The sequence below is a fragment of the Arthrobacter sp. 9MFCol3.1 genome, from assembly GCF_000620385.1.
Lineage (GTDB): Bacteria > Actinomycetota > Actinomycetes > Actinomycetales > Micrococcaceae > Arthrobacter.
The window spans coordinates 339,517-360,791 of the sequence record NZ_JIBJ01000005.1 but is presented as its reverse complement, the minus strand read 5'-3'; the positions used below and the strand labels follow the sequence as shown (position 1 = coordinate 360,791).

The window sequence follows — 21,275 nt, the reverse complement described above, 5'->3', positions numbered from 1 at the left end:
AAAGCCGTTGGTCAGCCGACGAGGTACGCTCCGCTGGTCCGCGACACGGTGGTGTAGCCGAACCGTGAGCCGGTGACGCGGACGCTGAGCTTGGTGCCCTTGTCGGCGGTCCGGACCTTGTAGCTGGATGCATAGGCGTCAGAGATCGGGACGCCGTTGCGCAGCCAGCGGTACGTGAAGGCAGTGCCCCAGGACCAAGTGCCCCGCTGCACGGTCACGACGTTTCCAACCTTGACGGTGCCCGCAATCGTCGGGGTGGCCGAAATCAGGGGCAGACCCGCCACCCTCCCCGACGCGCTGATCGTCTGGTACAGGCCGCCCGTCGCGATCGGGGACACACTGACCGAGATCTTCTTGCCGGCATCGTCCCTCGTCAGGACGTAACTCCAGGCGTAGGCCCCGTCGATCGGTACGCCGTCACGCCGCCAAATTACGTCCGATTCGACCCGGTCGTACCAGGGATCGCGAGTCAGGGTCAGCTTCGACCCGACGCCCAGGGTCCCGGTAATGGCCCGCGTCGACACTCGCGCGGTCACGGGCTTTGGCGCAGTGACTTTCACCCGGGCGGTGATGTAGCCGGGGGCGGAGGCGGCCACCAGGACGCTCGGGGTCTTGCCAACCTGGGACTCATTCGGAGTATAGGTCGAGCCGGTGGCAGCTACCGTCCCGTCCGGGGCGAACCAGCTGTAGGTGAACTTCAGCTTGTCGGAGGGTAGGGACCAACTTCCGGTCGACACCTTCATCGGAGAGCCGGTCACGGCGTCTCCGGTCACCACCGGTTTGGTGACGTTGGTCAGCTGCTTCAGCTCCCCGGCCGCCGGCACGGCGACCGGGTTGGAGTAGATTTTGGTGTCGTACCAGGAAGGATTGGTCATGAGCACCAGGGTGCGGCCCTGGTCCGCGGCCGTGATCTTGTAGGTCAGCGCTGTAGCCCCGGGAATCGTGCCGCCGTCCCGAAGCCACTGGTAGGTGTGCGGGGTAGAACCGGCCCAGGGAACGTCATCAGCCGCCGTGAGGACCTCCCCGAGGCCCGTGCTGCCGGTGACTACGGCGCCGGGCTGGGGGTCGAAGTCAGAAACCTTTCGCTGTTTAGAGGTCGCGGCGGCCGGCTTGAACCCGGGCGCGTGGCCGGTGATCCTGACGCTCAGCAGCCCCGTTGATCCCCAGCCCTTCGGGTCGAACATTTCCGCGGTGGCACCCGGGATGGGCTTGCCGTCGCGAAGCCACTGGTACTGGCGGTAGATGACCGGAGCCCCGCTAAAAGACCCCCCAGCGAACACGAGGCGGCTGGGCCTATCCGGGTGGGTGTCCAATTGAGCGATGACAACGTCCCCCGCAACGACGGACGGGACAGCGCCGCCGGCGTTCGTGACGGGGGCGGTCTTGGCGGACTGCAGGGTCGTCTTTGCATAGCTCGGCGCAGCCGCCGTGGTCTTGACCCGGAGGCCCGTGCCGAGGTCCGCCGTGGTGAGCAGGTAGGTGGGGCCGGTGGCGCCCGGGATAGGCACGTCGTTGCGCAGCCACTGGTGCGTGAGCTTGGCGTCCGCAGGATCCCAGGCGCCGTCAACAACGGTCAGGGTGCTGCCGACCTGGGGGGGCCCGCCAATGCCGGGCCGCGGGCCGGCGACGGCGCCGCCGTTGACCAACATCGGGTACGGATGCCCGTCCGGCGCCGTGCAGAACCTGACTGAGTCGACCACCGGGCCGCAGGAATCGATGTTCGGTGGAATGGCCCACTGATCGGGATCGGCCTGCGCCGGAACGGCGAGGCCCGCAAGCGAGAGTGCGGTGAGCGAGAGCGCGGTGAGTGCCCCGGCGATGCCTAAGCGGGTGGTCTTCTTGTTCAATTTTTCCCCCAAGTCTTTGAGCCGGCTCCCGGCTCCCCCGTCGCCGAGCATAATACCCAGACACCATTTCGACAATGATTGCGCAGGTCAGGGGCCTGGAATGATGGTATTGCTCTGCACCGGTCACGGGTCCGCGGGCAACGCGGCCCACCGTACTCAGTCGGGCTGACGGCCGCGGATCCTGAATGATCCGGCCTTACAGCCGGACCAAACAGTCGGGCCACGCACTCAAAGGTTCAAAAACCCTTGAAATCTGTGGAGCTAAGGAGATTCGAACTCCTGACCTCTTCGATGCGAACGAAGCGCTCTACCAACTGAGCTATAGCCCCGAAGCAACGCCGGTCCTGACGGAACGGCGTTGCCGGTGTCCCTAGGCTACAAACTATCTGCGCTGTTTTCCAGCCAGCCCCGGAAAGTCTCGGTGCCGTGTCGCGCGGCCGGCACCAGATCTAGCCCCGGGACATGAAAAACCCCGGGCAGCCATTGCTGGCTGCCCGGGGTAATCTCGGGAAGGACGGGCCGGATCAGGCGCGGCGCCGCTGGAGGACGTCATCCAGGTTGCTCAAGGCGCTCTGGGCCTTGCTGAGCTGCTTGGTCTCGGAATCCTCGGCGGTCTGCGGATCGGACGCTGCCGGCCGCGCTGAGGCCTGCTTGAGGGACGGCTTTCCTACGGCCTTCGGCGCTTCGGGAAGGTCGAGTGGCATCGGGGCTGCACGTTCGGCCTTCGGGGCTTCGACGTAGGTGGGCTTGGGAACCTCGACGGGCTCCCAGCTGGTGCCCTCCGCTACTGCACCCGTGCCGGCGGCCGCAGCCGCCGAGGCATCCCCCGAGGCTACGGCTTCGGCGAGGGCGGCCTGGCGGAGTTCCAGTGCGGTCAGTGGCTTCGGCGCGGGCTCGGGCGTGTTGCGGCCCGCTTCGGCGTCGAAGAGCGGGCTTTCCGGCCGGGTGCCGGGGCGGCCGGCGGGAACCGAGGGGGTCTGTTCAGGCACGGACGGCCGCGCAGGAGTGCGTTCCGGGCTGGCCATGGCTGCACGGAATGCAGCGTTCATTTTCCGCCGGCGATCGCGGACGGCCAGGCGGCGGAGCAGCGCCACTGCGGCGACGGCGCCCAGGAGGGCGGTCACCGGCAGCCAGCCTGAACCGATGCCGAAAAGTCGAAGGGCTCCGGATACCACTGCCGTGAGGAGAGCCAGGAGCCCGGCTACCGCCAGCACCAGGCGCCCCCACCGAATCCGGAACGGCGGGGAGCCCTCCGCAGCAATCGGGCTCAGCTGAGGGGTCGCCGCCTTGCCCGCACCGGGCCCAGGTGTGCCGCCGGCCGGTTCTGCGCGCTGAGTGCTGATCATGGGTTTCTCCTGCTGCGCCGCCATTTTCATAACCTTCCCCGCCTGTGGATCTGCTGGTTCCATGTCAACGACGTCCGCCAGGAATTCGCCTGCAGGCTGCAGCTGGTGGCGTCCGTTCCGGAGAACGTAAGGCGCCACCCACACGATCCAGAGCGCAACAGCAATGACAAGGATCACAGAGCTGCTAAGAGGGAAGTCCACACTCAAAACCGTATGAGGTATATGGGGTGCTGGCCCGCATTGTCAGGGGTGTGTCGTGCGTGCGGCGGCCGCTGCCCGACGTCGGGGCGTTGTGGCTGGTCAGGCGGCTGTCGCGGGCTTCAGGACTGGCGGGTTCTCAGCCACCGTGCGAGGAGGCCTTCCGGTACTTCTTCCGCCGTGAGCGCAAAGGTCCGGTGGTCCGCCCATTCACCGTTGATGTGCAGGAACCTGGGCCGGAATCCCTCGTCGCGAAAGCCGAGTTTCTCCACCACGCGCAGGCTCGGCGCGTTCTCCGGCCTGATGTTGATCTCCATGCGGTGCAGGCCAAGGGTGCCGAAGCAATAGTCCGTCGCCATGGCCACCGCGGTGGGGGCGATCCCCCGGCCGGCCCGTTCCTTGTCAACCCAATAGCCAAGCGTCGCCATCATGGCCGATCCCCATACGATCGAGGACACCGTCAGCTGCCCCACGATCACCGGTGCCTGATGGCCGGGTGTCCATTCCGCGATCACGAAGGGCAGCGCCGTCGCCTGCGCGGCTTGGGCCTTGAGCGAACGCACCATCTGCCGGTAGTCCGGCAGACCGCCGCCGGGGACCGGGTTCGATGCCTCCCAGGGGGCCAGCCACTCGCAGTTGCGGGACCTGAGTGCTGTCCACTCCTTGCGGTCCCGGTACCGGATCGGGCGCAACACGATGTCGCCGCTCTCCAGGGTCACCGGCCAGGTGAAGCTGCCCCCCACGGGAGTTATTTGGCGAGGCTGGGGGCCAGGCTGGACGCGAAGCCGGGCAGCCATTCGCGCAGGCCCGGGCCGAGGTCCTCGCTGTCGCAGGCGAGCTGGACGCAGGCCTTGAGGTAGCTGAGCTTGTCGCCGGTGTCATAGCGGCGGCCGCGGAAGATGACGCCATATACGCCGTAGCCCTCGCCGGTGCCGGCCGAGAGTTCCTGCAGGGCGTCCGTGAGCTGGATTTCCCCGCCGCGGCCGGGCGCAGTGCGCTCCAGCACTTCAAAGACGGCCGGGTGCAGCACATAGCGGCCAATTACGGCCAGGTTGGACGGGGCGTCCGCGGCGTCGGGCTTCTCCACGAGCTGGTTGATGCGGACGTAGTCCTCACCGCCGATTGCCTCGACGTCGGCGCAGCCGTAGGCACTGATCTGGGACGGGTCCACCTCGATCAGAGCGACCACCGACCCGCCGGTCTTGGCCTGGACGTCGATCATGGTGCTGAGCAGCTCATCGCGGGCGTCAATGAGGTCATCGCCCAGGAGGACAGCGAACGGCTCCTGCCCGACGTGCTGCTTGGCCCGGAGGACGGCGTGGCCAAGGCCCATGGGATCGCCCTGGCGGACGTAGTGGATGTCGCCGAGGTTGCTGGCGGCCTGGATGGACTCGAGCTTCGCGGTGTCGCCCTTAGCCTTCAGGGTGGACTCCAGCGCGGGGACGCGGTCGAAGTGGTCCTCCAACGCCCTCTTGTTGCGGCCGGTGATCATCAGGATGTCGTTCAGGCCGACGTTCACGGCCTCCTCGACGACGTACTGGATGGCCGGCTTGTCAACGACAGGCAGCATTTCCTTGGGCATGGCCTTCGTGGCGGGGAGGAACCTGGTACCAAGGCCCGCGGCGGGGATTACGGCCTTGCGGACGGAAGCGTTGGGTGTATTCACACGACTAATCTAACGGAGGGACGAATCATTGCGTAATCATTGTGCGAACCGCCCGCCGGGCCTGCCCGGTGCAGCGCGGCCGCAAGAGGCAGGGGAAGGGCCAAGATGGCGTCAAAAGAAGAAATACGCTCCGGCCACAGGGCGGCGCGTTCCGTGCTGCCGCCGGCCGCGCAGGATGCCGCCGCGGCGGGCATCGCCAGCCATGGGCTCCAGTGGGCCTCCGGGCTGGCCAGCGGCCGCCAGGGCACCTTCGCGGCGTACCTCGGGGTGGGCGCCGAACCGCCCACATTGCCGCTGCTGACGGCCCTGGTCGATGCCGGTCACCGGGTGCTGCTGCCGGTTTGCGAACCCGATATCGAGCTCAGCTGGGTGTACTGGACTCCCTTGTCCGGATTTGTCCGCAGCCGTTACGCGCCCATCCAGGAGCCTGTCGGTGAGCGACACGGCGCCGACGTCATGCGGGACGCCACCGCCATCTTCCTCCCGGCCACGGCGGTGGATTTCTCGGGCAACCGAATCGGACAAGGCGGCGGCTACTACGACAAGTTTCTTGCCGCCCTGGCCGCCATGTCCTCCGCGTCCGGCGGGGCGCCCGGCGGGGCGTTCGAGGGAGTCGCGTTGCCGACTGCCGCCGTCGTGTATGACACGGAGGTGCTGCCCGCCGGCAGCATTCCGGCGGAGTCGTTCGACCGGAAAGTCGACACGGCGCTGACACCGGGCGGGATCATCCGGCTCGGCTGATCCCGCCCCACTGATCCGGGCTCGTGCCAAGGTGATAGAATTGGCACTCAGGCCCTGCGACTGCTAAGGACGGAACCGGTCGATAGACATATCGGCGGTGATCCGGACTCGACAGCACGGGACCTGCTCGTTTGCCCCTGAGGAGGATTTCCAGTGCCCACGTATGCATACGCCTGCAAGGACTGCAGCCACGCCTTCGAGATCGTGCAGTCGTTCAGCGACAACTCCTTGACGTCCTGCCCCGAGTGCCAGGGCACGCTGCGCAAGAAGTTCAACAGCGTCGGCGTAGTGTTCAAGGGCTCCGGCTTCTACCGGACCGATTCGCGCGACGCCAAGGGCAGCACGGTTTCTCCGGCTCCTGCTGCGCCCGCGGCCACCCCCGCAGCCGCAGCCGCGGCCAGCTAAGGCATCTGCCGGGTTGGCGCCGGCTGCCAGCTGGGCCACGGCCGGCTGAGCCTGGGCACTGCCTGAACCGCTGGGCCCTGTCCGCTGTGGCCGTTGTCCACATAGGACGCTCCCCAGCTCCCGCCGCCCTGGGCGGATCCGTAGCGTGGCGGCATGGCACTTTTCCTCAGCGCGGTTTTCCCGCCCTCGTTCCGGACGGCTGCCCCGGCGGCATCCGGGCCCTCTTCCACGCCTTCGTTCAGGCCGTTCCGCGTCGCAATGCCCGAAGTGGCCTCCGGCCGCTGGTCCCGCACCGGGATCCGCCCCGTCAGCCCTCCTCCCGCCACGTCTTCCACCGCCGGCCGTCCGTTCCGGAGCCGGATCCGTCCCGCGAAACCCCGCAGTCAACCGCCCCGTGGCCACCCATCGCGGCGCCGCCTGCGCGGCTGGCTGAACCGGAACCGGCGCCTTATCGCGGTCCTCCTGTTCTGCATCCCCGCCGGTCTGACGGTTCAGCAGCTGGCTCCCCCGCCCGCTGACACGGTCGCAGCCTTCGCCGCAGCGGCCGACCTGCCGGCCGGAAAGACCCTGGAACCCGGCGATGTCAGCAGGATCAGCGTGCCGCCCGGCCTCGTTCCTGCCGGCAACCCGGGCAGCGAGACCGCGTTCGAGGGCAAACAGCTGGCCGCACCGCTGCGCCAGGGCCAGCTCCTCACCGACGCCCAGATCCTTGGGCCGGGCTTGCTCGCCGGAAGCCCGCCCGGCTCTGCGGCCGTGCCGCTGAGGATGGCGGATCCGGCCTCCATCCAGCTCGTCTCACCCGGGCAGTTCGTCAACGTGGTGCTCACCGGCGGCAACGGCACGGAACAACCCGGCGAAAGCCAAGTCCTGGCCGAAGCCGTGCCGGTGCTCTGGACGTCGGCGCAGGGCGGTAAGGCCGGCCCCTGGCCCGCCGCTGCGGAGACTGACGGGCTGGTGGTGGTGGCAGCACCGGCCGACCAGGCACGCAGGCTGGCGGGCGCGTCTACCCAGGGCAAGCTGTTTTTCGTGCTCGTAGCGTCACCGCCGGGCTAGCGTTCCCGCAGTGCCAGCGTGCCAGCCGTGCCAGGGTGCCCGGGCAGTTGGCTCGGGCCGACGCCTGCTGCGCCCACAGGCTCTGCTGCGGACGGCTGCGTCAGCCCCAGTGCGGTGGCTTCTGTTCCTGGAGCCAGGCGTCGTGATCGTAATTATCAGGCTGGTCACCCCAGCGCCGGGGGTCGTCTTCCGCCGCCTTGTTCGGCAGCACACCCTCGGCCACGGTGGCCTGTGCCTCCGAACGGCGGGAAGTCCCCTTCGCGGGGTCCATGTCCGGCCCGTCGCCGGTCGATTCGCCGGGCTTTGGCCCAGCGGTCGTCGGCCCAGCGGTGTGGGCCGCGGCCCCCGCCGCGGCGTTGGTTGCGGCGGCTTCGTGGGCGCCGGTGTTGCCATTGTCGCCGGTGTTCGAGGTGTCGCCAGTGTTGCCGTTGTCGCCGGTGTTCGAGGTGTTGCCGGTGATGCCGTCCGCATTCATGCCGCCGGCCTCCTTACTGCCTGTGTTGCTTGTCATTGCTGATGCGGGTGCCTGCCGGCGGAGTTCCTGGCCGGCAGTTTCGTGGCCGCGGAATACCTGTCCCGCGGGTTCGGCCGCCACGTGGTACTCGGCGGCCCGGGCCTCGTCGATCGCCAGGTGCTCGATGCCGTCGTCGAAGAACCCGTGCGCTGTCCGCAGCCGGCTGGACGCTGTGGGCTTCTCCAGCCCGAGGTAGCCGCCAATCCGATCGGCGCAGGCCGAGGGGTCGGTGAAGACCTCTATGGTCCATAGTGGCATGTACCGCCAGCCAAGCCGCTCCAAAAGCTGCGGCCGGAGCCTGCTCCGTTCCCGGACGCTCATCCGCCGGTAGTGGCCGGTGCCATCGGACTCGATCGCCACCGGACGGGGAATCTCCGCGTCGTCCTGGCCGATGGTGGTCATCGGATCGGCGGCCGCCACCATGTTCAGGACACCGTCGTACTGGTGCCACACGCGTGCCCCGCGTGCCCGGAGCCGGTCGCCCAGGTCGGCCACCAGCGGATCGGCGCCGAGCGCCTGCTCGCTGGCCGCGGCCCGGGAGGCGGGGCTGCCAAGGTCCGTGTTGCCCGCGATCTCACGGTCCAGGAGTTCGTAGAAGTCCACGGCGCCGTGGCTGAGGCGGCTGACATCGAGGTCTTCGGGGCGGAAGCAACTGAGCACGTGCAGGGACCGGCGCGCACGCGTCATCGCCAGGGCGAATTTTGCGCGGCCCCCCTCGGCGGAAAGCGGCCCGAGGCTGTGGAGGGTGCGCCCGTGCGGGGTGCGGCCGTAGCCCGGGGAAAAGATGACGTGGTCGCGGACCAGGCCCTGGGCCCGTTCCAGATCCACCACGCGGAAGGACTCATCCCCCGCCGTGAAAAAGCTGCCGAGCATGGGGTAGTTGGGCAGTTGGGCCCTGATGGCCTCGCCGATCCGGGCGGCATGGCGGAGGCTGCCGGTCACCACGGCCAGCGACGTGCGGGGGCGGAGCCGGGCGTGCTCGAAGACCAGTTCCACGGCACGGTTGACCTCGGCAACAACCGATTCGACGCCGTCGTGGTCAGCGCTGGGCAGCCCCGTGCCGTCGGGGAGATACTCCACGCTGAGGGTACGGTCAAGGCCCGTGGCGGATTGCCCCTCCGGGAGGCGGGTGAGTTCCCCGCCGTAAAAACCCTTGCTGAGCTGGCGCACCAGGTCTTCATCGACCGCACGGTACACGGTCCTCAGGTTCCAGACCGGAAGCACGGCAGAGAGTGCCCGGTACGAGCTCTCCACGCTTTGGTAGGAGCTCTCCCCCGCGGCGAGCCGTTCGACGCCCACGGTAAAGGTCCGCGGGCTGGCGATCTGTTCGTCGCCGAACGCGATGACCTGCCGGGACCGGGCGATCGCCGGGAGGACGGCCTGCAACGAGGTCGTCTCGGCGTCGAGGATCACGACGGCATCGAAGGTCTGCTCGATCGGCAGGAGGCCGGTCATGAGGTAGGGGCTGACGGACCACACGGGTACCAGTGTGGGCAGCAGCTCCTGCGCCTGGCCGCTCAGGGCTGCCAGGGTCACCCGGCCGTCCTTCAGCAGGCTGCGCAACAGCTCGGCCTGGCGGGGGTAGGCTGCGATGGCCGTGCGCCAGCGCTCGGACAGGTTCCACCGCAGCCGGGCAGCGCCGCTGGCGATATGGGCGTTGTCCGCGAGCCGGTACTCCGCCTCAAGCTGGCGCAGGGCGTCGCCGTCGGACATGGCGAGGTAGTCATCGCCGCTGATCATGGCTTCGAGGGCCGACTGCCACCAGGCGAGCTCAAGTTCGGCGGTCACCGAACCTTCCGGGACCTCGCGCTCGGCAAGGTCGGCGAGGAGCTCGCCCAGGCCGTGCTCACGCATGCTTTCGACGAGCAGCGTGCGCTCCGGAAGGGTCTCAAGGGTCGCGGTGTCGGCGACGAGCCGCCGCACCCGGGGCAGGAGTTCGTCGTAGGGTGCGCGGTCCAGCTCGCCGCCGGCGGCGGTGTGCTTGACCGCCAGGCCGAGTTCAGCCAGTTCCGCTGCGAGCTCCCGGTACAGGCCGGTGATTTCACCCAGCCCGGACGGCACGGCCGGGTGCCGCTGCGTGGTCGCGTAGCCGGACCAGGCGGCGCGCTGTTCCTGGACGAGGACCAGGGAGCTGTGCAGGTCCGCGATGTGCACGCCGGGCCGGACGTACTCCTTGGCCACCCTGCGCAGCCGTGAGCGCTGCATGGACGGCATTTCGATCCCGCGTTCCCTGCGCCAGGCGGAAGACGCCGTGGCCGAAATCAGGTCGTGCACGGGCCGGTCAAAGATGTCGGGAGTGAATTTGTCCAGGCTTTCGCGGACGGCCACGAGAAGTTCAATCTGCTCGCCCCATTCGGCGAAGGTCCGGCCGAGCCGGATCTCTGCGTGTTCCGCCACGGCATCCATGCGCCCGCGCAGCAACGGCAGTTTTTCCGCCACGGACTGGGCAACGCCCTGCGCTTCCTGCGTCTCCTTGCGGGTCAGCAGGCGCGCGCCGTGCCAGGGGCTGGTGGTCGACGCGCGGCTGAAGCTGCCGAGCTCGGCGGCGCGGCGGAGCCGGCCCGCGAGTTCCTCGCGGTCCCGGATGTTGTCCAGCACGCTGCGCTTGAGCCGGACGGTCGTCGCCGGTGCCGGCTGGATGGAGGTCAGCTCTGCCAGCGACTGCATGGCCTCATACGGCGAGCAACCCCAGCGCGCCCGGACGTTGTGCAGGGAGGCCACGTGGTCCATCAGGGCGTGGCGGTGCCCGGTCAGTGTGGCGTGCAGGTTGGTCAGTTGCGGCTGCAGCGACTTCTCGTTGCGGACGATCGCCCGGACCAGCTGGCCCTTGAGCTGCAGCGGGCTGGCGTTGCCGGTGAGCTGCAAGAGGACCGAGTCCAGGCCCAGGCCGTCCAGCTGCCCGGAGATCTCGGCGAGGCTGGCCCGCCGGTCGCCAACCACCAGGACGGACTTGCCCTCGTCCACGAGGGCGCCGATGGTGTTGATGACGGTCTGGGTCTGGCCGGTGCCCGGCGGGCTGCTGACCACCAGCGAGTCGCCCGCCCGGACGGCGTCGATCACATACTGCTGGTCCGTGTCGGCGTCGAGCAGCAGAAGCTCCTCGGCCGGGTCCCGGTCGTCCGTGCTGGGGAAGCGGCCGGGCTCCAGCGCAGGCACGTCGACCAGTTCGCCGGAACCGGACCGTGCCAGCGCGGTGACAAGGGGGTTGTTCTGGTTTATCCACGGATCATCGAGGTTGCCGGAGAGGTCGGCGAAGGTGGAGACGAGCAGATTGTGTTCGACCTCCGCGCCGTGAATCGGCTGGACCAGGGTGCCCAGGCGGTCCAGGACGGGCTGCGGGTCGTACCGTGCCGTGCTGTACGCCATCCGTGTCACCGCGTTGACGTCGAAAACGATCCCGTGGACGGTCTTGAGGTGCCGGACCAGCGCCGGGTTGATCTGCGCCTGTTCGGTGAGCTGCAGTTCGTAGTCGTCCTCGCCGGGGCGCACCGTGAGGGAGATGGCGGTGAGCATGACCGGGGCCGAGATCCGTTGCGGTTTACCGCCGACGGCGGACGTCCAGACGACCGTGCCGGCGGAGAAATACCCCGCGTCGATGCCGCGGTCGTTGGCGAGTTCGAAGATCTTGGAGCGCAGGTTCCGCGATGCCCTGGCCGCAACAACGTACTGCTGGCGGTCGCGGATCAGGGTCGAGAGCCGGGTGCGCCGCCCTGCCATCAGCTGCGCAAGCCCCGAGGGGTGGGCATGAGTGAGGTCAATTGAGCCTTCGGGCGTCTTCGTGAAGCGCAGCATGGTATCTGCACCGGTGACGGGCTTGAGCCCCGACAGCCATTTCCTGAACTCCTCGGAGCCCTCGGGGTGGCCTTGACCAACTGACACTGCTGCCTTCTTTTCTGTGCTCGACTTCTCTGTGCCGGACCGCGGCGGGCTCGACTCTGGCGCGTTCGTCGTATCAACGCTCGTCTGTGTTGCGTCCGCGCTTTCCCTGGCCGCATCTTGTGTGCTCGCGGTTGCCAGGCTCGCGCGGGACGCCTTGGACCATACCGGCATGCTTTCGAGGGTAGCCCGAATCCCCCGCAGGTGCGGGGCCGCAACACTGGTCGGTGCGAAATTCAGGCTGAATTGTCAGAAACATTGTCAGGAACAAAATGAAATGGCCGGCCTCGAAAGGCCGGCCATTCAGATTGCTATTCCCACTCGATGGTTCCCGGCGGCTTGCTGGTCACATCCAGCACCACGCGGTTGACGCCGTCCACTTCGTTGGTGATCCGGTTGGAAATCCGGGCCAGGAGCTCGTAGGGCAGCCGCGACCAGTCGGCGGTCATGGCGTCCTCGGAGGACACGGGGCGCAGGACAATCGGGTGTCCGTAAGTGCGGCCGTCGCCCTGGACGCCCACGCTGCGGACGTCCGCCAGCAGCACCACGGGCATCTGCCACACTTCGTCATCCAGTCCGGCCGCGGTCAGCTCGGCGCGGGCGATCGCGTCGGCCTTGCGCAGCAGGTCCAGGCGTTCCTTGGTGACATCGCCGACGATCCGGATGCCGAGGCCCGGGCCGGGGAAAGGCTGGCGACCGACGATTTCCTGCGGCAGGCCGAGCTGGGCACCGACCGCACGGACTTCGTCCTTGAACAGGGCACGCAGCGGTTCAACCAGTTCAAACTGCAGGTCCTCGGGAAGCCCGCCCACATTGTGGTGGCTCTTGATGTTGGCCGCACCTTCGCCGCCGCCGGATTCGACGACGTCGGGATACAGGGTGCCCTGGACGAGGAACTTGATCTTCTCGCCGTGAGCTGCTGCCTCGGCGATGATCGCCAGTTCGGCTTCCTCGAAGGCGCGGATGAATTCGCGGCCGATGATCTTGCGTTTGGTCTCGGGATCGCTGACGCCGGCAAGGGCGCTCAGGAAGCGCTCCTGTTCGTTGGCGACGTAGAGCTTGACGCCGGTGGCGGCCACGAAGTCACGTTCGACCTGTTCGGCTTCGCCCTCGCGCAACAGCCCGTGGTCCACGAAGACGCAGGTCAGCTGGTCGCCGACGGCGCGCTGGACCAGGGCAGCGGCCACTGCCGAGTCGACACCGCCGGAGAGCCCGCAGATGACCCGGGCGTCGCCGATCTGGTCACGGATCCGCTGGACCTGTTCTTCGAGGATGTTGCCGGTGGTCCAGTTCGGTTCCAGCCCGGCGCCCTTGAAGAGGAAGTTCTCCAGGACCTGCTGGCCGTAGGCCGAGTGCTTGACCTCGGGGTGCCACTGGACGCCGTAGAGGCGCTTGTCCTCATTGGCGAACGCCGCGACGTCGGCGCCCGCCGTCGTCGCGAGGACCTCAAAGCCCTGGGGGGCTTCGTGGACGGAGTCGCCGTGGCTCATCCAGGTGCTCTGGTGCTGGGGCATGCCGGCCAGGATGGAGCGGCCCTCGCCGAGGGTGGTGGTCTCGGTGGCGCCGTATTCGCGCAGGCCCGTCTGGGCCACCTTGCCGCCGAGGGCGTTGGCCATGGCCTGGAATCCGTAGCAGATGCCGAAGACCGGGACGCCGGCCTCGAAGAGGTCGGCACCGACGCTGGGGGCGCCGTCGGCGTAGACGCTCGAGGGGCCGCCCGAGAGGATGATCGCGGCGGGGTTCTTGGCCAGCAGCTGCTCGGTGCTGTACGTATGCGGAACCACTTCCGAATACACATTCGCTTCCCGGACGCGGCGGGCAATCAGCTGCGCGTACTGGGCACCGTAGTCAACAACCAGAACCGGCCTGTGGGACGTCTGGGATGCAGTGGGAGTAGTCACCCCACTAGCCTACTTTGCGCCGCCGCCCGCCCGCACATTGAGAAGCCGGTGCGGCCCCGAATCGCGGGCCGAGGTAAGCGAACTCACATGCCCGACGGCGGCTGCCGGCGTCGGGTTCCTGTTCAGGATGGCGCTGCTCCGGAGGGCTGCGTGTTCAGTACCGCTGGGGCGCCTGCGGGTTTGCTGCGAGTTCGGCCTCGACCTCTGCGTGGAACTTCTTCTCGACGAAGAAGGACAGGAACGGCACGACGCCGCCCAGGGCCATAACCACCAGCTTGGTGAACGGCCAGCGCATGAGCGACCAGAGCCGGAAGTTGGAAATCAGGTACACGACGTACATCCAGCCGTGCACGATCAGGACCGTGACGGAGAGGTTGACGCCCCCGATGACCCCGGGAGGCTCGGCGTCGGCGAATCCGAGGCCGAACGGCTGGCCGGTGACGGCGTTGGTGCCGCCGGCGAAGAGGTACTGCCCGAAGCCGTACCGGGCGATCAGTTCGGCGCAGAGCAGCAGCAGCATCGTGCCCGTCAGGTAGGCGAGCACCTTGTAGAACTTCAGGGCGGACCGGATTTGGGCCTCGGTGCCGCCGAAGCGGCGCTTCTTCCCGGCTTTCCCCGTGCCGTTGGTGGTCTGCGGCTGGATGGCGGGCTGGGGCTCGATCATGATTGCACTCTCGGGTCTGTGGGGTGGGGGGCTGTGGGGTGGGAGTCGGTGGGCTCGTCGGCCGCGTCGTGGGAGGCCGCGTGGCGGTCGTTGGGGGGTTCTTCCCCGGCCGGTTCCTCGTCGAGCGCGTCTTCGAGGTCGCGGCGGTAGTCGTCCTTCACGAGCCGCCACCAGATGAACAGCGCGAAGCCGGCAAAGACCACCCATTCCACGGAATAGAAGAGGTTCAGCCAGTTGACCTGCTGCGCGGGCGGCTGCGGACCGATCCGGAGGGGCTTGACGTCGCCGCCGGTGGCCGCAGCCCCGACGTCGGTGCCGCCGACCAGTTCGGTGGTTGCTGCGACAAAGCCCGGGTAGCTGCTGACGTTCCAGTCGTTGATGAGTTCGGCGACCGAGACGGCGCTGGCGCGGCCGGGTCCGGGATCGGTCTGCGGCAGCGGGGACTCGGACGGCAACAGCCGCCCGGTCAGCTCGATGGTGCCCGACGGCGGCGCCACGGCGTCCGCGGGATCCGCCACCCAGCCGCGTGCGACCGGAATCCAGGTCTGCGGTGTGGCCCCTCCGCCCTTGAGGACCGGGGCATCCTTGACCGCGAAAGCCGAAACGATCCAGTAGCCCTGCGCGCCGTCATTGAGGCGGCCGGCGACGAGGACCTGCTTCTGGGGGTCGTAGCTTCCCGTGGCGGTGACCATCTGGTCAGCCACGGATCCGGGGAAAAAGCCGCCCGGCTGCAGGACCGAGGTGAGCTGCCGCGTTTCCTCCGTTGTGGTGGAGACCGGGGCTTCGGCCTGCGTTGAACGGCCGAACTGCCACTGGCTGAGCAGCACAAAGACCCCGGAAATGGCGATCGCGAACACGAGTCCTGCGATCCAGCGGGGTTTGAGGGCAGTTTTCAGCACCCCTTAAAGGTACTTCGTCCCTGTGTAGAACACCGAAACGGGCCGTCGTCAGTGGTCGAAGAACACCAGGCTGGAATTGATCAGCTCGGCGATCACTTCGGCGTCGTAGGCGCGGCGGAGCGACTCACGGAAGGACTCTTTCGACAGTGAGCGTGCCAGGGTCGCGAGCACTTCGAGGTGATCGGAAAAGGAGCTCGCCGGTGTGGCGATGAGCAGGATCACCGTGGCCGGGCCGTCCGCCGCGCCGAAGTCCAGCGCCCTGCCGTACTTCGTGATGCCGACCGCGATGGATGTCTGTGACACGAGCTCGCTGCGGGCGTGCGGCAGGCCCACACCGCCGGGCAGGCCGGTGGCGAGCTGGTGCTCCCGGGCATTGACCTGCTTGAGGAAGCCCTCGAGATCGGAAATGCGTCCGGCAGCATGCATGCGTTCCGCGAGCTGGGAAGTGGCGTCGAGCTTGTCCGTGGCATCCATTTCGAGGATCACCATCTCGGGTGTGGTGAGCTCGGCGTCGTACCGGTCCAGTGGTTCCGCCAAGAGATGTCCCTTCGAAGTGGCGTCAGTGACGCCGGCCGGCAGTCCAATGACTAGCGTGATGATCCTGCACTGCCGGCCGGCGCTGAGTCTCAGCGCAGGGGCACAATGTCCTCCACGCCCAGCCGTGCGGCATCGGCGGATTCGTCGTCCGGCTGCTGTTGGCTCAGGCGCTCGGCATCAACCCGGGCCAGATAGTGCTTGATTTCGCCCTCGCGCTGCGCATCACTCCAGCCGAGAACGTCTCCCATTAGTTTAGCGACTACCGGAGCGGCGGACACACCGCGGTCCCACGCTTCGATCGAAATCCGGGTGCGGCGGGTCAAGACGTCCTGGACATGCCGGGCGCCCTCGTGCGTGGCCGCGTAGACGGCTTCGGCGGCCAGGTAGTCGTCAGCGCCCGGCAACGGCTCGGCCAGTTCCGGACTGTCCGCGATGAGCGCCAGCACCTCCGGCGTCATGGCACCGTAGCGGTTGAGGAGGTGTTCGATCCGGGCAACGTGCACGCCGGTCTCCTCCGCCATCCGGTTCCGCTGGTTCCATGCGGCCTTGAAACCGCTCGCCCCCAGCAGGGGGACGGACTCCGTGCAGCTGGCCGGGACACGCTCGTCCATGCTGCGCGTTGCCTCGTCGACCGCGTCCTTGGCCATGACCCGGTAGGTGGTCCATTTACCGCCTGCCACCACCACCAGACCCGGCACGGGGTGGGCCACCACGTGTTCGCGGGAGAGCTTGGCGGTGGAATCGCTTTCCCCGGCCAGCAGCGGCCGCAGCCCCGCATAGACGCCTTCGACGTCCTCGCGGGTCAGCGGGCGCTTGAGGACCTTGTTGACGTGTTCGAGGAGGTAGTCGATGTCCTTGCTGGAGGCCGCGGGGTGGGCCTTGTCGAGGTGCCAGTCGGTGTCAGTGGTCCCGATGATCCAGTGCCTGCCCCAGGGGATCACGAACAGCACGGATTTCTCGGTCCGCAGGATCAGCCCCACCGTGGACTGGATCCGGTCGCGGGGCACCACGAGGTGGATGCCCTTGGAGGCCCGTACCTTGAGCTGCCCGCGGTCTGTCACCATGGCCTGGGTTTCGTCGGTCCAGACACCGGTGGCATTGATGACCTGCTTGGCCCGGATTTTGAAGCTGGAGCCGTCCTCGTGGTTGACCACCTTGGCGCCGACCACGCGCTCGCCTTCGCGCACGAAGTCCACAACCGACATCTGGTTGACCGCGTGGGCGCCATAGTGCGCCGCGGTCCGCACGAGGTTGGCGACGTACTTGGCGTCGTCGACTTGCCCGTCGTAGTAGCGGATGGATCCGACGAAGGCGTCGTCCTTGAGGCTGGGGGCGGCGCGCAGGGTTCCGCGCCGGCTCAGGTGCTTGTGGAACGGGACGCCGCGGCTGTGCCCGCCGGTGATGGACATCGCGTCGTACAGGGCGATTCCGGCGCCGACATAGGGCCGCTCCAGGAACGGCTTGTGGAGCGGGTACAGGAACGGGACCGGCCGGGCCAGGTGCGGTGCCAGCACGGAGAGAATGAGGCCGCGCTCATGCAGTGCCTCTTTGACCAGGCCGAAGTCGAGCATTTCGAGGTACCGGAGGCCACCGTGGATGAGCTTGGAGGACCGCGATGACGTCCCGGCGGCCCAGTCGTTCGCCTCGACAATGCCGACGCTGAGCCCGCGGGTGACGGCGTCGAGGGCGGCGCCGGCACCCACGATGCCTCCGCCCACGATCAGGATGTCGAGTTCTTTGCCGGGGGCGGTGCTGCCCCTGAGCACAGTGAGTGAAGCCTCGCGTGCCGCTGGCCCGAGGGCACCTCCGGCCTCGGCAGAACCGCCGGGAAAACTGTTCATGTCACGCCTCCATCCGGATCGAACCTCGTAGGGCACCAGACTACGTCCAAGTTTCCCGGATGGGCAGGGCCAATCAACGCCCGGCGTGCGGTTTCAGTTGCCGGCGTACGGCGAGACGACGACGTCGACGCGCTGGAATTCCTTCAGGTCCGAGTAGCCGGTGGTCGCCATTGAACGGCGCAACGCGCCGACGAGGTTGGAGGTGCCGTTGGTGTGGTGGCCGGGCCCGAACAGGACCTCTTCGAGCGGCCCGACCGTTCCCACGTTGACCCTGTCGCCGCGGGGCAGTTCGAGGTGGTGGGCTTCCTGGCCCCAGTGCCAGCCCTTGCCGGGGGCTTCGTCGGCGCGGGCCAGGGCGCTGCCCAGCATCACGGCGTCGGCGCCCATGGCGATGGCCTTGACGATGTCACCGGAGGATCCCATGCCGCCGTCGGCGATCACATGGACGTAGCGTCCCCCGGACTCGTCCATGTAGTCCCGGCGGGCCGCCGCGACGTCGGAGATCGCGGAGGCCATCGGCGAGTGGATGCCCAGGGCGCGGCGGGTGGTGGTGGTGGCTCCGCCGCCGAAGCCGACCAGCACGCCGGCGGCGCCGGTGCGCATCAGGTGCAGGGCCGGGGTGTAGCCGGCTGCCCCGCCGACAATCACGGGAACGTCGAGTTCGTAGATGAACTGCTTGAGGTTCAGCGGCTCGTGGTCCTTGGAGACGTGCTCAGCCGAGACAGTGGTGCCGCGGATGACGAAGATGTCGACGCCGGCGGCCACCACGGTCTTGTAGTGTTCCTGCGTGCGCTGCGGGGTCAGGGAGCCGGCCACCGTGACGCCGGCGGCGCGGATCTCGGCGAGGCGGGAGGTGACCAGCTCGGGCTGGATCGGCGCCTGGTAAAGCTCCTGCATGCGCCGGGTGACGGCCGGGCTGTTGGTCTCGTCGGCCAGGCCCGCGATTTCGTCCAGTACGGACTGAGGGTCCTCGTACCGGGTCCACAGGCCTTCGAGGTCGAGCACACCGAGTCCGCCAAGGCGGCCCAGGGCGATGACCGTCTCCGGCGACATGGCCGAATCCATCGGCGCCGCGATGACCGGCATGTCGAACTTGTAGGCATCGATCTGCCAGGAGACGGAGACGTCCTTGGGGTCACGGGTGCGCCGGTTGGGGACGATCGCAATGTCATCCAGGGAGTAGGCACGACGCCCACGCTTGCCTCGGCCAATCTCAATCTCGTAAGTCACTGCTCTAGGTTATCCCAGCGGACGCGCGGCTCCGCTTCGACGTACTGTGAACGTCATGGACCAGCGCTGGATATTCGACGGACACATTGCCGGGATCGGCACGGGGTCGGGCCTGCGCGCGGTCGTGGGCCTGTGGACGCAGTCCCCCTTCGGGCCCCTCACCGACGCGATGGTCCAGCTGCCCTCCGGCCACCGGATCCTGCTCGCGCCGAGCGTCGAAGCCGCCGATTTCATCAGCGCGGTCTACAACTTCGACGAGACCTGCATCGTGTCCCTGGCATCAGAGCATCGGTCCGGGCAGCTCGGTCTCGACGCCGGCCCGCTGCGGATCCGCGCCCGGCTCGGGTCCCGCACCCGGCTGGGCGCCGTGGCGCGGCTGGTCCCCCGGGCTCTGGCGGTGCATCCGCGCTGGCTGCGCGCGGTCAGCCCCGTTGCGGCCAGGGTCCTCCCCGGCGTACGCACTGCGGGCACGGCCAAGGGCGGCCGGCGGGAATACTACGGGGTCACCGATCTGCATCGCATCGACTCCGCGACCGTCAGCTGGAACGGCGCCGACGCCGGCCCGCTCGCCGCCGTCCGCCCCGCCGTCGGCTTCGGTTTCAGCAGTGTCCCGCCGGAACCCAGCCTGGCCCGGGTGCGGACGACCATCGAGGGCGCTCCGCTTACTCGCCGCTGACGTTCTCGGTGTCCGGGACGGTGAGCTGGGACTCGAACATCCGGAAGTACCGGCCGCGGCGTGCCACCAGTTCCTTGTGGGTGCCTTGTTCCACGATGCGGCCGTCCTCGAGCATGTAGACCACATCGGCCTTCTCGATCGTGGCCAGGCGGTGGCTGATGGCGATGATGGTGCTGCTGCGGTCAGCGAAGAGCCGCGTGAAGATCCGGTGCTCCGCCAGCGCGTCGATGGCCGACGTCGGCTCGTCCATCACCATGAATGATGCGCCGCGGTAGAAGTTCCGGGCCATCGCCAGCCGCTGCCACTGCCCGCCGGAAAGGCCGGAGCCCTTCCGCCCGCGCGGGTCCTCCATCCAGTTGCTGACGTGGTTGTCCAGGCCGTTGGGCAGTTTGTTGATGAATTCGAGGGCTTCGGCATCCGCGGCGGAGCGGCGGACCCGTCCGTCGTCGCGGGGCGAATCGACGTCGCCGAAGAAGATGTTTTCCGCCGCGGTGGCGAATTCGTATTTGAGGAACTCCTGGCTGAGCACCGCCAGGTGCCGGTGCCAGGAGGTGACGTCGACGGCGGCGAGGTCCACGCCGTCGAGCATCACCTGCCCGGAATCGGGACGGTACAGCCCGGCCAGGATACGGATCAGGGTGGACTTGCCGGCGCCGTTCTCCCCCACGATCGCGATGTGCTGGCCTTGCCGGATGGTCAGCGAAATGCCGCGGATCACCTCCAGGTCGCTGCCGGTGTAGGTGAAGCGGATGTCCCGCAGTTCCACCGTCTTCGGCGCCTGCAGCAGCGGCGGGGCGTGGCCGGACGGCACGGGCAGGGCCATGAAGAGCTCGTAGTCCGTGAGGTTCGCCAGGTCCTCGTCGATCGAGCTCAGTGAGGAGACGAGGCTGTTGGCGGTCGAGAGGGCGCGGCTGACAATCTGCTGGACATAGAGGAACTGCCCCACCGGCTGGGCCCGGGCGATGATCTGGCCCACCACCCAGATCAGTGACACCACCTCCGCGCCGTACTGCAGGGCATCGGCCGCGAGCTGTTTGGGGATATAGCGCTTCTGGAAGTCCAGCCGGCGCTTTTCATCGGCGTCCCGCAGCCGGGAGCGCAGGCCCATCAGGTAGCCGACGATCCCGTAGAGCCGCATCTCGGCGATGTGCTGCGGGCGCAGGAGGTTGGTTTCGATCATCCTGCGCTGCCTGCGCGAATCGACCTGGGTGTTCCAGTGCGCGATCTGTTCGCGGGAGAGCTTGAACTGCAGGTAGACGCTGGGGACGATCGCAATCAGGACGATCACGGCGATCCACCAGCTGACCAGCAGCAGCGCGCCGATCGCGAGCAGCACGGAGATGAACTGGGTGAAGATGGCGGCGATCCGGTCCAGGACGCGGGCGTAGGAGTCGGAGAAACGCTTCGCCCGGTCGTACAGGTCCACGGTCTCTTTGTCGTCGTAGCGCCAGAAGTCCAGGGACAGGAAGCGCTCGTACATCAGGTCCCCGACGATCGCGCCGACCCGGAAGCTCATGAGCTGCTGGATGTAGCGGTCCACGCTGCTGAACGATCCCCAGAAGAGCCCGAGTGCCGCGGTGATGATGACGTACACGACGGCCTGCCGGCCGGCGTCGGCGTCGCCCGCGTAGGCGGCGGCCAGCGACGTGGTGGTCAGGGCCGCAAAATACGTTGTGACCAGCGGCAGCAGCGCCGAGATCAGGGAACCCAGGACCTTCATGACGACGGCGGCGGGCGAGGCCCGGAAGCTCACCCGCAGCACCTGCGCCACGGCCCGGGCGTAGGGCTTGAGCGCGAGCTTGCGTTTGGGCGCGCGGGCCGGCAGGAGTTCGGACATGCCTCCAGCCTAGTTCCGGGACCCGGAGCCGGCGTGAGCGGCAC

General features: G+C 68.1%; 16 protein-coding genes and 1 tRNA gene. 4 read left to right on the top strand and 13 right to left on the bottom strand.

Annotated features, from left to right (window positions below; translation table 11 throughout):
• Window positions 1–11 precede the first annotated feature (11 nt).
• From C560_RS0106930 to galU, 5 genes are all read right to left on the bottom strand, one after another.
• Window positions 12–1,847: a hypothetical protein gene (locus C560_RS0106930; protein WP_231494286.1), complete on the bottom strand. Its 1,836-nt coding sequence runs from the start codon at window positions 1,845–1,847 to the stop codon at window positions 12–14.
• Window positions 1,848–2,103: 256 nt separating this feature from the next.
• A tRNA-Ala gene (locus tag C560_RS0106925) sits at window positions 2,104–2,176 on the bottom strand.
• A 195-nt stretch (window positions 2,177–2,371) separates the two neighbouring features.
• Window positions 2,372–3,370, bottom strand: a complete 999-nt coding sequence (locus C560_RS0106920) for a hypothetical protein (protein ID WP_026537631.1) — start codon at window positions 3,368–3,370, stop codon at window positions 2,372–2,374.
• A 143-nt stretch (window positions 3,371–3,513) separates the two neighbouring features.
• Window positions 3,514–4,134 carry a GNAT family N-acetyltransferase gene (locus tag C560_RS0106915; protein WP_026537630.1) on the bottom strand — a complete coding sequence of 207 codons (621 nt, stop codon included), beginning with the start codon at window positions 4,132–4,134 and terminating at the stop codon, window positions 3,514–3,516.
• A gap of 5 nt (window positions 4,135–4,139) precedes the next feature.
• Entirely contained in the window at window positions 4,140–5,057 is a 918-nt protein-coding gene (galU, locus tag C560_RS0106910) for a UTP--glucose-1-phosphate uridylyltransferase GalU (RefSeq protein WP_026266488.1), read from the bottom strand.
• Window positions 5,058–5,162: 105 nt separating this feature from the next.
• Here galU and C560_RS0106905 point away from each other — a divergent pair, with 105 nt between their 5' ends.
• The 3 genes from C560_RS0106905 (at window position 5,163) to C560_RS0106890 (ending at window position 7,256) form a co-directional block, all read left to right on the top strand.
• A complete protein-coding gene (locus C560_RS0106905; RefSeq protein WP_026537629.1) occupies window positions 5,163–5,798 on the top strand; it encodes a 5-formyltetrahydrofolate cyclo-ligase in 636 nt (211 codons plus the stop codon).
• 153 nt (window positions 5,799–5,951) lie between these two features.
• Window positions 5,952–6,203 carry an FmdB family zinc ribbon protein gene (locus C560_RS0106900; RefSeq protein ID WP_026537628.1) on the top strand — a complete coding sequence of 84 codons (252 nt, stop codon included), beginning with the start codon at window positions 5,952–5,954 and terminating at the stop codon, window positions 6,201–6,203.
• Window positions 6,204–6,356: 153 nt separating this feature from the next.
• On the top strand, window positions 6,357–7,256 hold the full coding sequence (locus tag C560_RS0106890; protein WP_231494285.1) for an RcpC/CpaB family pilus assembly protein: 900 nt from the start codon (window positions 6,357–6,359) through the stop codon (window positions 7,254–7,256).
• A 100-nt stretch (window positions 7,257–7,356) separates the two neighbouring features.
• On the opposite strand, the gene C560_RS0106885 is transcribed toward C560_RS0106890, so the two are convergent.
• The 7 genes from C560_RS0106885 to C560_RS0106855 form a co-directional block, all read right to left on the bottom strand.
• Window positions 7,357–11,649 (bottom strand): ATPase AAA, encoded by a 4,293-nt coding sequence (locus tag C560_RS0106885; RefSeq protein WP_026537625.1) that lies wholly within the window; start codon window positions 11,647–11,649, stop codon window positions 7,357–7,359.
• 308 nt (window positions 11,650–11,957) lie between these two features.
• Entirely contained in the window at window positions 11,958–13,547 is a 1,590-nt protein-coding gene (guaA, locus tag C560_RS0106880; protein WP_026537624.1) for a glutamine-hydrolyzing GMP synthase, read from the bottom strand.
• Between the two features lie 154 nt (window positions 13,548–13,701).
• Window positions 13,702–14,211 (bottom strand): DUF3817 domain-containing protein, encoded by a 510-nt coding sequence (locus tag C560_RS0106875; RefSeq protein WP_018773747.1) that lies wholly within the window; start codon window positions 14,209–14,211, stop codon window positions 13,702–13,704.
• Complete coding sequence (locus C560_RS0106870) at window positions 14,208–15,110, bottom strand: SURF1 family protein (protein ID WP_026537623.1); 903 nt, start codon at window positions 15,108–15,110, stop codon at window positions 14,208–14,210. The genes C560_RS0106875 and C560_RS0106870 overlap by 4 nt, the downstream gene beginning before the upstream one ends.
• A gap of 48 nt (window positions 15,111–15,158) precedes the next feature.
• Window positions 15,159–15,647 carry a PTS sugar transporter subunit IIA gene (locus tag C560_RS0106865; protein WP_018773745.1) on the bottom strand — a complete coding sequence of 163 codons (489 nt, stop codon included), beginning with the start codon at window positions 15,645–15,647 and terminating at the stop codon, window positions 15,159–15,161.
• Between the two features lie 89 nt (window positions 15,648–15,736).
• Window positions 15,737–17,488, bottom strand: a complete 1,752-nt coding sequence (locus C560_RS0106860) for a glycerol-3-phosphate dehydrogenase/oxidase (RefSeq protein ID WP_018773744.1) — start codon at window positions 17,486–17,488, stop codon at window positions 15,737–15,739.
• 93 nt (window positions 17,489–17,581) lie between these two features.
• Window positions 17,582–18,718 (bottom strand): GuaB3 family IMP dehydrogenase-related protein, encoded by a 1,137-nt coding sequence (locus C560_RS0106855; protein WP_018773743.1) that lies wholly within the window; start codon window positions 18,716–18,718, stop codon window positions 17,582–17,584.
• Window positions 18,719–18,773: 55 nt separating this feature from the next.
• On the opposite strand from C560_RS0106855, the gene C560_RS0106850 reads away from it, so the two are divergent.
• On the top strand, window positions 18,774–19,394 hold the full coding sequence (locus C560_RS0106850; RefSeq protein WP_026537622.1) for a hypothetical protein: 621 nt from the start codon (window positions 18,774–18,776) through the stop codon (window positions 19,392–19,394).
• Here C560_RS0106850 and C560_RS0106845 read toward each other — a convergent pair.
• Entirely contained in the window at window positions 19,381–21,231 is a 1,851-nt protein-coding gene (locus C560_RS0106845; RefSeq protein WP_026537621.1) for an ABC transporter ATP-binding protein, read from the bottom strand. The genes C560_RS0106850 and C560_RS0106845 overlap by 14 nt on opposite strands.
• Window positions 21,232–21,275: the final 44 nt, after the last annotated feature.